The sequence below is a fragment of the Rothia sp. P5766 genome (genome assembly GCF_048513555.1).
GTDB lineage: Bacteria > Actinomycetota > Actinomycetes > Actinomycetales > Micrococcaceae > Rothia.
In genome coordinates, this window is the sequence record NZ_JBLXXS010000004.1 from 140,923 (window position 1) to 154,900 (window position 13,978).

Consider the following 13,978-nt stretch of genomic DNA (forward strand, 5'->3'; position numbering starts at 1 on the left):
CCCTATTTTCGTCACTAGGGAAGTTCAGGAGGCTCCAGGCCCAGGTGTTCCCAAGCAAGCGGTAGTGCCACACGCCCCCTGGGGGTCCGACCTATGAGGCCTTCTCGCACAAGATAGGGTTCAGCAACGGTTTCCACGGTTTCGGTTTCTTCACCTACTGCAATTGCCAGGGTGGAAAGCCCCACCGGGCCACCACCGAATTTGGTTATCAGCGCTGTCAGAACAGCCCGATCGAGCCGGTCAAGGCCACGCTCATCGACCTCATACATATTGAGGGCGGTAGCTGCTGCGGCAGCGTCTATGCGGTGGATGCCGTGAACCAGAGCCCAGTCCCGCACTCGACGCAAGAGACGGTTAGCGATACGGGGTGTACCGCGTGAACGGCCAGCAATTTCGGCAAAGCCCTCGGAAGAAATATTGAGTTCCATGAGCCCTGCTGACCGTCGGATAACGCTTTCCAGCTCAGCAACAGAGTAGAACTCAAGGTGACCGGTGAACCCAAAACGGTCACGGAGCGGACCGGGTAGTAGACCAGCGCGCGTGGTAGCCCCCACCAGGGTAAAGGGCGGCAACTCAAGCGGGATAGAGGTAGCGCCAGCGCCCTTGCCCACCACAATATCGACCCTAAAATCTTCCATAGCCATATAGAGCATTTCCTCAGCGGGCCTACTCATACGGTGAATTTCATCCAAGAAGAGAACTTCACCGGGAGTCAGGGACGAAAGAATAGCAGCCAGATCACCCGAATGTTGTATAGCCGGGCCGCTGGTAATTCTGAGCGGGGCATCCATCTCGGCTGCAATAATCATAGCCAGTGTTGTCTTACCCAAACCGGGAGGGCCAGAGAGCAAGACATGGTCTGCTGAGCGGCCACGCAATTTTGAGGCTTCCAGAACGAGCGAAAGCTGTTGACGCACCCGGTGCTGACCCACAAAATCATCAAGTGATTTGGGGCGCAGGGCGGCCTCAATCATCTTCTCTTCTGGTTCTTCGTCCATAGAGACCAGGCGGCCTCCGGGGGCAGGCCCGTCTGCGTTGGGAAATTGACTCATGCTTTTTCTGGCTTCTTAAATTCGAGGGGAAGGCAACAAGAAATTCTAGCGGCCGGTTGTGCTCTGGTTGCCCAGGGAAGCAAGCACGGAGCGGAGGGCTTGGGCAAGGCCCATAGTCTCGGCCTTGGGGTTATGTTCGATAAAGGACTCGATAGCAGCTGCGGCATCCTTTTCATTCCAGCCCAGGCTGGTCAGGGCATCTTGTACCTGGGGTTTCCAGCTAACGCCCTGGTTGATGGGTAGCTGATCGCTGGCGCCATCGGCGAGGATTAGCTTACCTGCCAGCTCTAGCACAACACGTCGCGCCCCCTTGGGGCCGATACCGGGCACCCTGGTAAAGGCCTTATCGTCACCGGTAGCAACAGCCCGTTCAACCTCGGCAGGAGTGTGTACACCCAACACGGCCAAGGCAATACGGGGGCCAATACCCGAAACCGAGAGCATCATGTCAAAGACCTCACGCTCAGCGGCCTCAGCAAAACCGTAGAGAGTCATAGAATCTTCGCGCACAATCATGGTGGTAAGCACGGTAGCCTGCTCCCCCAGCCGTAGATGGGAGGCAGTTCGGGCGGTTAAGTGCACAAGCATGCCAAAGCCATTGACATCAATAACGGCAGTATCGAGGCCCAGGTGGGTTACCGTACCGGTGAGAGAGCTAATCATAGAAACAGTCTATTCGAATATATGTACTAAAACAAGGTGGGTTTATGAGCGCCGAGCACGCGACTCAGCTTCTAACCATGCCTTTTGGGCAGGCGTTAGCTGCCCAGAAAGCCGGGATGCAGCAGGCTGGGATCCCTGGTGGGTTTGGGTTTTGGCGGCCATATTAATGCCCGAACCAATGCTACCCCCACGCCAGCCGTGACAAATCGCGAGGGCTAGAGCATCGGCGGCATCGGCAGGTTTGGGCATGGTGTCAAGGCCCAAAATTCTTGTGACCATTCTGCCCACAGAGGCCTTGTCGGCCCGACCTGAACCTGTCACAGCGGCCTTAACCTCGGAGGGCGTATGGAAATGCACCGGTACCCCGCGCGCCGCAGCCGCCACTATCACCACACCAGAGGCATGAGCGGTACCGATAACGGTATTCACTTGCTCCTGCGCAAACACACGTTCAATGGCCAGAGCGTCGGGCTGGTAGGTATCGAGCCATTCTTCCGCTGCCCGAAAAATCTTAAGAATGCGCTGGTCAAGACTTTCGGCCGCGGCCGTTCCGGACACCCCCACCTTGACAAAGTGAGCCTGCCGGTTGGCCGTCATATCAATCAGGCCAAAACCGCACCGGGTCAAGCCCGGATCCACACCTAAAATACGGGCAGCGCCCGGAACCCGCTGCACAGCGGTTTCCGGGCGCCGGGTTGAGGTGCTGGCAGGTACAAGCCTGCCGATTGGTACACCCTTGACCATTGCTAGGTTTTACTCAGCTTCCAGCTCGGCCATAACAGCCTCGTTGATATCGGCGTTGGAGTAGACGTTCTGAACGTCATCAAGTTCTTCAACGGCATCGGCCAGCTTAAGGAACTTCTTGGCGCCCTCGGCGTCCAGATCCACATTCATGGTGGGGCGGAAGACGGGGTCATCATTGTTGTATTCCAGCTCAGCATCAACCAGAGCCTTACGGATAGCAGGCAGGTCAGTTGCCTCGGAGACAACGGTGAAAACGTCGCCCTCGTCGATAACTTCCTCAGCACCGGCATCGAGAACAGCCATCAGCACGTCGTCCTCGGTCAGGCCGTCAGTCTTGGCGACTTCAACAACGCCCTTGCGCTCAAAGAGGAAGGCTACAGAGCCGGAGTCTGCCATGGTGCCTCCGTTGCGGGTAACAGCTGTACGAACTTCTGCCGCGGCGCGGTTGCGGTTATCGGTCAGACACTCAATGTAGAGAGCGGTGCCCTGGGGGCCGCGAGCCTCGTACATGATTTCGGTGTAGTCAATGGCTTCACCGGTCAGGCCGGCACCGCGCTTGATTGCGCGCTCGACGTTATCGTTGGGAACAGAGTTCTTCTTAGCCTTTGAAACAGCCAGATCAAGGGCGGGGTTACCGGCCGGGTCGGGGCCACCCATGCGCGCAGCAACTTCAATTGCCTTGATGTACTTGGCAAAGGCCTTGGCGCGCTTGGCGTCAATAGCGGCTTTCTTGTGCTTGGTTGTGGCCCATTTGGAATGACCTGACATGATTCTCCTTGTGCTTTTGAAGTTCCCGGCTATGCGGGCACCTTTTGACGCGTTCTATTCTAGCGATTTCGGCTCTGCTTCGCAGAACCCTCAGCATGGGCCCTGTCTTCGGGTCCCGGTTTAGCCCCCGAGCCCTTAACGAGGGCGAGCAATCGCGGAGGCTCGAGCCTGCTCAATCAGGCTGTCGTCAATGTCTACCGGTACGAATTCACCGTATTTTTTGAGCGCGGCCTGCTTGATTAAGAAATCCGAGATAGCGGGGTTCTTAGGCAGGAGGGAGCCGTGCAGATAGGTTCCCACTACCTTATGGACACGAGCGCCCTCCCCTGTATCGGACTTGTTGTTGCCGTCTCCCTTGGTAACGGTAGCCAGTGGTTTGGTATCACCGTTCAGGTAGGTCAGACCCGAGTGATTCTCAAAGCCAACAAGGGTTCCGAACTCAGCTGATTCCTCGACAATATTTCCGATCAGGCGTTCCTCACTGCCCACGGTGTGAGCATCGAAGACACCGATACCCTGTAGCCTCTGACCGCTGACAGTTTTAAAGTCTTGACCGAAAAGCTGATAGAGCCCGCAAATGACCAGCATGGGGGTGCCATCAGCCGCGAGCTGGCGCAGAGTCTCAGCACGGGCCAGCAAATCGTCCTGGATACGGGACTGGCCTGAGTCCTGCCCGCCACCACCTAGGAAGATGTCGCCGTCCTTAGGGAACGGGTCACCGGGATTGTAGTCCACAACTTCAACGGAGAAACCGTGGGCCTTGGCACGCCGAGACAGAGACAGAGTATTACCCCAGTCACCGTAGATGTTCATGTCACGCGGGTAGAGCTGAACAATCTTCAGGTGTTTTTCACTTGCTAGATCAGCAGAGGCTTCGTGGCCGGGCTGGTTCTGGAGCTGGCTCATGAAATGGCCTCCACATCGGTAATCTTGGCTAGTTCTTTTCGGATCGCCAGCATGGCGGTGTAAGTGCAGAAGATGCGCATGGGGCGGCCCTGGGACCGAGTAATGAAGGTAGCCAGTGCCTGCTCCAGGTCTTCGTTAACAGCTTCTACAGGAACCTCATCATGTTCAAGGCGCAGGGCCATATCGTAGGCTCGCACGCCTGAAACCATGCTGACCCCACCATTTATCAGTGAGTGGAAGTCGACGTCCCAGAGCCAGGACACATCGCGCCCATCGGCGTAGGCATCGTTAATGGTGATCATGGTTGAGTAGTCCCGGGCGTCGGCCGAGGCCAGTGATAGGCGGAAGCCGCTGGGGTTCTTGACCAGTAGAAGCTGGAGGGTTTGGCCCTTAACGGTCAGGGTTTCACCGCGACCAAAGGCAGGGGTGATATGTTCAAGCTCAGCCAGTAGCTGATCGGTCTTGAGCTTCTCCCCCATCACTGCGCGGGTCAGCGCTATAGCGGCGGCAGCGTTAAAGATGTTGTAGACACCGTAGAGGTTGATGGTGCCCTGCACTTCCTGACCGTCAAGGTCAAAGGTTGCCTGGGTACCCTTAAAGTCTTTGAGAGTGACCGCGGCTGCGGGCCTTTGAGGCCGGCTAACCACCTGAGCCTTACCGTCCGGGCCAAGACGCATCTGATCATCTGAGGGGAAGAGCACACGGAGCTTATCGGAAAGACCGAAGTAGCTGGTCTTGGTGCCTTCAAGCAGGTTCTCTGCTAGGGAGAGGATGCGCGGGTCTTCGCGGTTGAGAACTACAGTGCCGGTGGTAGCGCCCGCAACGCTGGCCAGCATGCGGCGGGTGGTATCGATTTCACCAAAGCGGTCAAGCTGGTCGCGCAGAACATTCAGCAAGAGCGAGTAGCGGGGCTTGACCATGCGCACAAAGTGAACGGCGTGAGCCTCATCAAGTTCAAGAACAGCGATGTCGGCATCAAGCTTGCCGGTCAGGCTCATCTCACCTAGCAGGGCCGCAGCAACACCGCGCACAAAGTTAGACCCGGTCCGGTTGGTGAAAACTTTTAGACCCTGAGACTCCAGCAGTTGGACCACCATCTTGGTGGTGGTGGTTTTGCCGTTGGTGCCCGAGACAACAACGACGCCGTGCGGAAGTTTAGCGAGTTCTTGGGCCACAAAATTTGGGTGGAGCTTTTCCATGACCAGGCCGGGGAAAGCTGAACCGCCCCCGCGTAACTTAGTTGCATAACGAATGCCTTGGCCAACAAGGCGTACTACAGGTCGTGACATGCTCTCTATCTTACTGGTTTGCTCCACGCTAGCCAGCCAGGCCCACGCCCACCGCCTTTCCTGCTGGTTTTAGAAAGGTTTCCAGCCCCCGGTCAGTGAGTAGATCTTTTGGTTCGGGGTGCTAGCGAGAATAGCTTGGACCGCACGAGCTGACCGGCTACCGGCGGCACAGTAAACCACAAGCGGCAACTCTGAGGGGTTCTCCATAAGTTCGCCCAGTGTTCTGCCCTTGCTCAGCTCTGCTAGAAGCTGGTCAAGAGGCAGATGCTGATCGTGTTCGTAGTGGCCGCCCCGGCGTTCGTCCGGACTGCGAACATCAAGTAGCTGGTAACGCTCCCGGTTCAGCCGCAGGTCCTCGTAGCTGATGGAGGGTACCTGCTGGCTATCCTGCTCACTCGAATAGCGCTGAATCTCTGCGAGCGCCGTCTTGAGGTTTCGGGTGGGTTGGCGGTTGGGGTCGGGGGTGATGGTCAGGGTTCTGGTGGTTGCTGTTCGTGCGTCGAAGAGCCAGAGTGTGCCCAGTAGTGGTTGGGGTAGGCCGGTGATGAGTTTGATGGCTTCGGTGGCCATGATGGAGCCGACTGTTCCGCAGAGGGATCCGAGTACTCCGCCTGCGGCGCAGGTGGGGACGGATTGGGGGTGGGGCATGTCGGGGTAGAGGTCGCGCAGGCTCCAGCCTTGTCTTGGGTGGCTGTTGAGGTAGCGGGGTGCGGACCAGAAGACGGTGGCTTGGGCTGTGTATTGGGAGAGGGTGCCCCAGATGAGGGGTTTGCCGAGTATTTCGCAGGTGTCAGCTACCAGGTAGCGGGTGGCGAAGTTGTCTGAGCCGTCGATGATGAGGTCGTAGGAGGCGAGCAGGTTTTCGATGTTGTGGGGTGTGAGGTAGAAGGGGTGGGCTCTTGCTTTGATGGAGGGGTTGAGGGCTTGGACTTGTTCGACGGCGGATATGGCTTTGTTTTTTCCGGCGTTTTGCCAGCGGTGGATGATTTGGCGTTGGAGGTTGGATTCTTCGATGGTGTCTCCGTCGATGATGTCCAGGTGGCCTATTCCTGCGGCGGCGAGGTAGAGGGCCAGTGGTGAGCCGAGCCCTCCTGCTCCGATGATCAGGACGCGTGCGGCGGCGAGGCGGCCTTGGCCGGTTTCTCCGATGCCGGGCAGGCTGGTGTGCCGTGCACCGATGCGGGCTTGGAGTTCGGTCAGGTGCGGGAGGGGTTCAACCAGCGGTGCTAGGGGTGGTAGTTCTTGACTCATGCTTTGCCTTTAGCTCTGGTGGGTGAGGTCCTGGGCGTTGGGGGTGCCCTGTAAGATGCGCCCTTGCATGGGTGATGAGGCTTGGGCGTGGTGTCGTTTGGGGATGCGGCCGGCCTGCCGTGCCAGGTAGCCGGCTTGGACGGCGTGGCGCATGGCCTGTGCCATGGCGACTGGGTCTTGGGCGCGGGTGACTGCTGAGGCCAGCAGGACGGCGCTGCATCCGAGTTCCATGGCGAGCGCGGCTTCTGAGGCTGTGCCGATTCCGGCATCGAGGATGACGGGTAGCTCGGTCTGCTCTGCGATCATTTGGATGTTGTGGGGGTTGAGGATTCCTAGGCCGGTGCCGATGGGTGCGCCTAGGGGCATGATGGCGCTTGCGCCGGCGCGTTCGAGTTGGCGTGCCACGATGGGGTCATCGTTGGTGTAGGCGAAGACGGTGAAGCCGCGTGAGGCGAGCTGTTCGGTGGCCTCGAGTAGTTCGAGGGTGTCGGGGAGCAGGGTGGTTTCGTCGGCTATGACTTCGAGTTTGACCCAGTTGGTTTCGAGTGCTTCTCTGCCGAGTTCTGCGGTGAGGGTGGCGTCTCTGGCGGTGTAGCAGCCGGCTGTGTTGGGCAGGATTTTGATGCCCTTGCGTTGGATGATGGAGAAGAGTGATTCGCTGGTGGTGGGTGTGTAGCGGCGTAGGGCTACGGTGGTGAGTTCGGTGCCCGATGCGGTGAGGGCTTCTTCTAGGTTGGTCAGGGAGGTGATTCCGCCTGTTCCCATGATGAGCCGGGAGTTGAGTCTTACTCCGTCGATGATGAGCTGGTCCTTGATGCCGGTCATGGTACTAGCCTCCTTGGACTGCGGTGATGACTTCGAGTGTGTCGCCCTCGGCTAGCGGTGTGTCTTGCCAGGTGCTTCGGGGTATGACGGTTTGGTTGCGGGCTATGGCGATTCCTCGGCGGGTGTCTTCTTGGGCTAGTGAGCTGCCGTGGAGGTGTTCGACGGCGGTGAGCACGGTTGCTGTTTCGGGGAGGGTGGTGGGTTGGCCGTTGAGCAGGATGTTCATGGGTGTGCCTTTCGGTTTGAGGGCAGGGGCGGGTTTAGCAGAGTGTCAGGGTTAGAGGGTATCGGGTTGAGCGAACCTGTAGGGGTTGCAGGTAGCTAGGTCTGCCAGGTCTTGTTCTGTGGTCTGGCCGGTGAGCTGGCGGGTGATGAGCTGGGCGGCCCAGGGGGCCAGGAGGATTCCGTGGCGGAAGAAGCCGGTGGCTAGCAGAGCGCCGGTGATTGGCTGGCCCCGGTGGGTGAGCTGGCCGATGAGGGGGATGTCATCGGGGGTTCCCGGTCGGGCGCGCGCTGTGGCCTCGTGTATTTCGAGTTCGCTCAGGGCGGGCACGAGTTCGTGGGCGTCGCGCAGGAGCTGGTAGATCCCCCCTGCGCTCAGTCCGGTTTGCTGGTCTTCTCGCATGGTGGCTCCTAGGACCAGGGTGTTGTCCTTGCGCGGAACCAGGTAGACGGGGTTGCCCCGGACAACCCCTCGGATGGTCCGGGTGAGGAAGGGCCGTTGGTGGGGCGGGACCGTTAGGCGCAGAATATCGCCGTGGACGGGCCTCAGCGGCAGACTTTCTAGCGAGTCCGGGCCGTGCAGTTGGGTTGCGGCAAGCCCGTTGGCAACTACCACTTGGGTGCTGGCCATGCTCCCTTGGTTCCCATCGGCATCAACCCAGCTCACACCGGTAACCGTACCGTCTTCTAGGGTGATGCCCTGCGCACTTGCACGAATAACCCTTCCCGCAAGCTCTTGGTCAAGGGCACGCATCAGGCGGCGTGGGTCTATCTGGTGGTCTTGGGCTATGGAAACGGCTCCGGCTAGCGAGGGGCTGAGGACAGGTTCATGGCGGCGAGCAGCTCGGGCTCCGATGGGCTCTGGTGTGAGCCCCAGTTCTTGCTGGTAGGTGGCAAGTTCAGTCAGGTGCTGGGCATCGGCCCGATCAAAGGCCAGCACAAGGGTTTCGGTGGGCCTCCACCCGACGCTCTGGCCGCTAGTGGCCTCTAACCTTGCGACAAATTCGGGGTAGAGCTGGGCGGAGGTACGCATCAGCGGGAGCAGGGCCTCTTGGCGGTACTGCACTTCTGAGATAGAGGCCAACATTCCGGCGGCGGCAAAGGAGGCACCGCTACCCGGGTGCGGGTCTAACACAATGGGTTGCCGTCCGGCCTGGAGCAAATGCCAGGCTGTACTGAGCCCGATGACTCCCCCACCGATAAGGACGATGTCGGCCTGCTCGGGTGGTGTCGCTTCAGGGTCTTGCCCCGAAGAACCTATCCTTGGTTCCTTCTGGCAGTTGAGCAGGGTACTGGACATGGTGAACAGATCCTTCCGGCGGCATGACCCGCATCAAGTTGACGGTCGGCTTTCGCCCTCTCAGCGCGCTTTGGGCACAGGTGCCGCACGCTCCCGTATGTTCTGCCCCTAGTATAGGAAGTAACAGTGTCTGAAAAAAAATAGATACGTGACTCGGGAGGTAAAAATGCCCCAAAAGAATTTTGTTAACGTCACAGAGCCGTCATATACGCGTGCTCAAGGCCTTGAATTACTGGCCGCGGCTCAGCTCTATCTGTGCACTGATGCGCGAACCGAGCAGGGGGACCTCACAGAATTTTTGACCAAGGCTTTTGACGGGGGCGTGGATATTATCCAGCTGCGCGATAAGACCCTGCCGGTCAATGAAGAACTTGAAGCACTCGCGCTACTAAAAGAGATTGCCCACCGGGCGGGCAAACTTTTTGCAGTCAATGACCGGGCCGATATTGCCGCACTGGTAGGGGCAGATATTTTCCACATGGGCCAGACCGATCTGACACCCAATCAGGCCCGTAGTTTGCTAGGCCCCGATGTGCTCTTGGGCCTATCAACGCACACACCGGCCCAGGGTCTAGCAGCTTTGAGTCACCCCGAGGTTGACTACTTCGCCTGCGGCCCGGTCTGGGAAACTCCCACCAAGCCCGGCCGTCCGGCCGCTGGCCTAGACTACATCAGCTACATCGCCACCCAGCAACCGCGCAAACCCTGGTTTGCTATTGGCTCTATCAACCAGGAAAGCCTGCCCCAGGTGGTACAGGCAGGAGCCAGCCGGATCGTCGTGGTTCGCGCCCTCACCCAGAATTCCGATGTTTCCAAGGCCGCTCACCAGCTCCGCCAGGGCCTGCCTCCACTACTCGGGGCATAAGATAACCTGGTAACTCAGCAAGCAGGCAAGGGAAAAGGGGCTTTTCGGTGTACGGTCTTCTCGATGATGTTCTTATGGGGCACGATTTTGTGTGGCGAGATATCACCTGGCGGGAGCGCGCCCCGGTTCTGACAGTTGAACCTCTCCAAGCCGGTAAGCCAGCGGGGCAGGTTCATACCCTACCTATCACCCCGGGAGCCTTCCTAGGGGTTCGGGTTCTACAGCCCGGGGAAGAATCTGCGGGAACCTACTGCACCGGTTATGCCCAAGCCAAGACTGATGGACCCGGTTTTACTCACCTGCCCTGCCCCAGCTCCGCCCTGGTGCCAAAAGGTAAGCAGTGCCCCACTTGCCTGGCCCGCGACGAGTTTGCCCCCATCCACCGGGTGCATTTAGGGGCGCAGATGACCCCGGCAGCGTTAGATTACGTTAACCTAGAGCATTTTCTCTATATTGCGACCTTTCCCGATGCCACCTCAAAGGTCGGTACCGCTTCGCTCCACTCCAATCCGCGCCGTCTGGACGATCAAGCGGTCGCTACAGCCACGATTATTGCCCGCGCGCAGACCGGCATCATTGTGCGCCAGCTAGAAGATTTCGTGTCCCGGGACGCTAACCTGAGCCAGTTTAAACACGCCTCCACCAAGTACCGTTCCTGGGTGAACCCGCTGACCCCCGCAGAGATTAAGTCAGCCCACTATATGGCAGTCGAGACCGCCACCTGGGCACTTGAAGATGCCGCTGACACTATCAGAGGGTTCCAGCCGCTGGCTGAGCCTTGGGTGCCTTCACTGGCTATGGGGCGGGCTTATGCCTCTTTACGGGCAGAAAACCCCGAACCGCTGTATGCTTACCCCTCACTGACCGAGGGTGAGCACGGCTTCTACGTCACCGGCGGTACCGGCAAATTCCTAACAGCCCACACCGGCGACCCGGAAGAAACCTTCTTAGTCAATACCGCCACGCTCTCAAACAAAGCCTGTACCAGCGTGGGCGGGCTCATTCACCAGGAAAGTAGTGAACCGCGCCTCTTCTAGACTTTTAGCACGATTTTTGTCGCACAGTACAGTGCATTTAGTGCCTTGATTGAGCCCAGTGATCGGCCAGCAAGGTACGAATCTCATCCAGGGTTTGGGTAACAGTTTTAGTGCCGGCAACAATCGGCAGAAAATTAGTGTCACCGCTCCAGCGGGGAACAAGGTGCTGGTGCAGATGATCGGCAACACCGGCCCCGCCGACCTTACCCTGGTTCATACCAATGTTGAAGCCAGCGGCATTACTGACCGACCGCAATAGGCCCATAGCCTGCTGGGTCAGCGCCGCAATTTCAGCGGTTTCCTGGGGTGTGGCGTTATCGTAGTTAGGAATGTGACGGTAGGGGCACACCAGCAGATGCCCGGGGTTATAGGGGTAGAGGTTAAGAATGACGAAAGCGTGCTGACCCCTGTGTACGATCAGTGACTGATCATCGCTGCGGCCCGGTGCTTCACAAAAGGGGCAGGTCTGTTCGGTGTAGTCCTTCTGACCGCCTTTGACGTAGGCACGGCGGTGGGGCGTCCACAGGCGCTGGAAAGCGTCGGGTACGCCGGGTAGCTCAAAAGAATCGGTGGTGTAATCGGGCGTAGTCGTCACCTTCTCTAGTCTACTGCCCATCTCGAGCAAGTGCAGGAGCCGGAGCACCCAAGAGAGGAAGCTCCGGCTCACAAAGGTTTGTTAGCGCCGAGTGTTCCAGGCCCGCTGATACTGGGCCGGGTAGTAGTCAATGTCTTCTTTAAGCTCCTGCGCCCACTCCAGTGCGAAGGAGGGGCGACGCAGGGCCTCACGGCCCACCAGCACAATATCGGCCTGTCCAGAGCCCACAATGTATTCAGCCAGACGGGGTGAGTTAATCATGCCAACAGCCGCCACAGGAATCTCGGCCTGCTGCCTAATCTGGTGTGCCAGCGGGGTCTGGTAGCCGGCAAAGACCCTAATCTTAGCCGGATAGTTACCGCCAGCAGACACATCGGCCATGTCAAGGCCATCCTCTTTGAGCCACTGCACCACCTGAACGGTTTCCTCCGGCGTGATACCGCCCTCCACAAACTCACTGGCCGACAGACGCACCAGCAGGGGTATAGTCTCTGGGATGCGTGAACGCATAAGCCGGACTACCCTGCGGATAAACCGTGCACGGTTCTCCAGGCTACCGCCGTACTCATCGGTACGCTCGTTGGACAGGGGCGAGAGGAACTGGGTCAGCAGGTAGCCGTGGGCGCCGTGGATTTCAATAAAGTCAAAGCCAGCGGCAAGGGCGCGCTCAGCGGCGGCCCCAAAGGCCTCAACCAGTTCCTCAATCTTCTCCAGGCTCAGCGCCTGGGGTTGATCATAGCCCGGGTAGGCAATAGCCGAAGGGGCTAGGGTTTGCCAGCCTCCTTCTTGGGGGCTAAGCGTCCCCTTGTGACCGCCACGAGCCGCAATCTCACCGGCTGTTGAGGCTTTGCGCCCCGCATGGCCAATCTGGATACCGGCCTTAGCGCCCGCTGCCTGGATAGCCTGCACCACAGGTTTGAAGGCCTCGGTGTGCTGATCGCTCCACAGGCCCAGGCAGCTGGGGCTAATACGCCCCTGGGGCTCAATATCGGTCATTTCAACAATGACGGCCCCGGCACCACCGCGTGCCAGCGCGGAATAGTGGCCGACATGGTAGGCGGTGGCAAGCCCGTCGCCTTCGGTCACAGAGTACTGGCACATGGGCGGCACCCAGAGCCGGTTGCGGGTGCTCATAGAGCCAAGAGTGAAAGGTTCAAACAGTGGGGAAACCATAACTTTTCCACTTCCTTTACAAAGTTAGGTAGGTACAGAGCCAACTCTATCTAACCGAATGAGCCTCTTGAATGAGCAAAAACCGCAAACGCCCCTTAGCTGAGAAATATTGACTTTTAAGACCTGGCTAAAGCTAATCTAGGCAAGACTGATTCGCGCCGCATCGGCATACTGTGCGGGCACTGAGCCGGTTCGTGCCAAGCTAGCCCAGACAGCGCGCAGCGCCCGCCCCTGCTCTGCACGGTCTGAAGACCCCGCACCTGCTCGGAGCGCTGAGCCTTCCCAGGCCGGATTGTCGAAGAGCAGGCTAAGATCTGAGCTGTGGGTTGAGCGCCGGTAGTGCCAGCCCGAGCCAGTTTCCAGCGAATAGACAGTCGCTTGCCCACCGGCCCGCCTGTATTTGTCGGCAAAGTTCCGGCTGGCTCGCGTGTAGATCCGCTCGGTGAGCCAACGGGTCAGAGGCTCGCCCCAGGCAAAGAGGAAGTTCCCCAGCGCGGTGGGGAACTCAGGAGTCAGCCCGGCCGCCTCCCTGGGCATGTTGCCCACCAAGAGCGGTACCCTAGCCGCTAGCTGTACCAGTTGGACGGGTTCTTCTTCCTCTGCCGGTAGTGGGTAAGCACCAAACTGACACCCCAGGGGCAGGAAACCGGACCAGCCAAAACGTAGGGGGTTGGCGAAGAAGTACCGGCCGCCCTGATGCGCCCAGACCTGGGCGGGCGCTCGCCTATCTAAATGCTCGGTGGCCGCCAGTAGGTAGTCAGTCAGCTTTTGCCTGCCGTAGCCCAGATCCAAGGGTGCGCTCTGGATGATAGCCCTGTGGATGAGGTTCTCTTCCGCCACCTCGGGGGTAGCTAGGAGGCGGGCAACAAGGTCTCCGCCAGCGGATTGTCCCCAGGCTGTGACACATTCCGGGTCACCGCCAAATCTCTCAATATTTCCTTTGACCCAGTGCAGGGCCGTCAGGGCATCCAGTAGCCCAAGGTTGGCGGGGCGCGTTGCGGTGCCACCCAAAAACCCCAGCAGACCTAGCCGATAGGTGACCGTAACGACTACCAGGTTCTGTTCCACCACCAGCTTGTGGGGGTCATAGGCGGGGGCGTCTCCCCCACCGGTCAGGTAGGAACCCCCGTGGAAGAAGACCATCACGGGTAGTTTTGTGCCCTCTGCGTGAGCAGGGGTCATGATGCTGAGCTTTAAACAGTCTTCGGCGAAACTGGTGGGCTGGCCGATGTCCGGCCCGGCAGGCCCTGTGGGTTGAGGGCAGCCGGGGGCGGGGGTCTTGGCCCTG

General features: G+C 59.1%; 15 protein-coding genes and 1 riboswitch. Of the genes, 2 read left to right on the top strand and 13 right to left on the bottom strand.

Annotation, left to right across the window (positions count from 1 at the left end):
• Window positions 1-14: 14 nt before the first annotated feature.
• From ruvB to thiO, 10 genes are all read right to left on the bottom strand, one after another.
• The gene (gene ruvB / locus ACN08V_RS03415; protein WP_419104543.1) at window positions 15-1,052 is read right to left on the bottom strand and encodes a Holliday junction branch migration DNA helicase RuvB; all 1,038 of its coding nucleotides are present in this window, start codon (window positions 1,050-1,052) and stop codon (window positions 15-17) included.
• Between the two features lie 45 nt (window positions 1,053-1,097).
• Window positions 1,098-1,715, bottom strand: coding sequence for a Holliday junction branch migration protein RuvA (gene ruvA, locus ACN08V_RS03420; protein WP_419099630.1), 618 nt, complete (start codon window positions 1,713-1,715; stop codon window positions 1,098-1,100).
• A gap of 42 nt (window positions 1,716-1,757) precedes the next feature.
• Window positions 1,758-2,390: a crossover junction endodeoxyribonuclease RuvC gene (gene ruvC / locus ACN08V_RS03425; RefSeq protein WP_419099629.1), complete on the bottom strand. Its 633-nt coding sequence runs from the start codon at window positions 2,388-2,390 to the stop codon at window positions 1,758-1,760.
• A 78-nt stretch (window positions 2,391-2,468) separates the two neighbouring features.
• Window positions 2,469-3,227 (bottom strand): YebC/PmpR family DNA-binding transcriptional regulator, encoded by a 759-nt coding sequence (locus ACN08V_RS03430; RefSeq protein ID WP_419099628.1) that lies wholly within the window; start codon window positions 3,225-3,227, stop codon window positions 2,469-2,471.
• Window positions 3,228-3,362: 135 nt separating this feature from the next.
• On the bottom strand, window positions 3,363-4,133 hold the full coding sequence (locus tag ACN08V_RS03435; RefSeq protein ID WP_419104544.1) for a type 1 glutamine amidotransferase: 771 nt from the start codon (window positions 4,131-4,133) through the stop codon (window positions 3,363-3,365).
• A complete protein-coding gene (locus ACN08V_RS03440) occupies window positions 4,130-5,431 on the bottom strand; it encodes a MurT ligase domain-containing protein (RefSeq protein ID WP_419099803.1) in 1,302 nt (433 codons plus the stop codon). The genes ACN08V_RS03435 and ACN08V_RS03440 overlap by 4 nt, the downstream gene beginning before the upstream one ends.
• Window positions 5,432-5,491: 60 nt before the next feature.
• Entirely contained in the window at window positions 5,492-6,673 is a 1,182-nt protein-coding gene (locus ACN08V_RS03445; RefSeq protein WP_419104545.1) for a ThiF family adenylyltransferase, read from the bottom strand.
• Window positions 6,674-6,682: 9 nt separating this feature from the next.
• Window positions 6,683-7,498 (bottom strand): thiazole synthase, encoded by an 816-nt coding sequence (locus ACN08V_RS03450; RefSeq protein WP_419104546.1) that lies wholly within the window; start codon window positions 7,496-7,498, stop codon window positions 6,683-6,685.
• 4 nt (window positions 7,499-7,502) lie between these two features.
• Window positions 7,503-7,724: a sulfur carrier protein ThiS gene (thiS, locus tag ACN08V_RS03455; RefSeq protein WP_419104547.1), complete on the bottom strand. Its 222-nt coding sequence runs from the start codon at window positions 7,722-7,724 to the stop codon at window positions 7,503-7,505.
• A 51-nt stretch (window positions 7,725-7,775) separates the two neighbouring features.
• The gene (gene thiO, locus ACN08V_RS03460) at window positions 7,776-9,020 is read right to left on the bottom strand and encodes a glycine oxidase ThiO (protein WP_419104548.1); all 1,245 of its coding nucleotides are present in this window, start codon (window positions 9,018-9,020) and stop codon (window positions 7,776-7,778) included.
• Window positions 9,013-9,127: riboswitch (TPP riboswitch) on the bottom strand. It overlaps the preceding gene by 8 nt.
• A gap of 59 nt (window positions 9,128-9,186) precedes the next feature.
• Here thiO and thiE point away from each other — a divergent pair.
• Together thiE and ACN08V_RS03470 are read left to right on the top strand one after the other, a co-directional pair.
• A complete protein-coding gene (gene thiE / locus ACN08V_RS03465; protein ID WP_419104549.1) occupies window positions 9,187-9,885 on the top strand; it encodes a thiamine phosphate synthase in 699 nt (232 codons plus the stop codon).
• A gap of 47 nt (window positions 9,886-9,932) precedes the next feature.
• On the top strand, window positions 9,933-10,922 hold the full coding sequence (locus tag ACN08V_RS03470; RefSeq protein WP_419104550.1) for a hypothetical protein: 990 nt from the start codon (window positions 9,933-9,935) through the stop codon (window positions 10,920-10,922).
• A 37-nt stretch (window positions 10,923-10,959) separates the two neighbouring features.
• Here ACN08V_RS03470 and ACN08V_RS03475 read toward each other — a convergent pair whose 3' ends face one another.
• From ACN08V_RS03475 to ACN08V_RS03485, 3 genes are all read right to left on the bottom strand, one after another.
• Window positions 10,960-11,517, bottom strand: a complete 558-nt coding sequence (locus ACN08V_RS03475; protein ID WP_419104551.1) for an HIT family protein — start codon at window positions 11,515-11,517, stop codon at window positions 10,960-10,962.
• A gap of 81 nt (window positions 11,518-11,598) precedes the next feature.
• The gene (locus ACN08V_RS03480; RefSeq protein ID WP_419104552.1) at window positions 11,599-12,690 is read right to left on the bottom strand and encodes an NADH:flavin oxidoreductase/NADH oxidase; all 1,092 of its coding nucleotides are present in this window, start codon (window positions 12,688-12,690) and stop codon (window positions 11,599-11,601) included.
• Between the two features lie 138 nt (window positions 12,691-12,828).
• On the bottom strand, window positions 12,829-13,978 hold a 1,150-nt coding region (locus tag ACN08V_RS03485), incomplete at its 5' end, for a carboxylesterase family protein (RefSeq protein WP_419104553.1).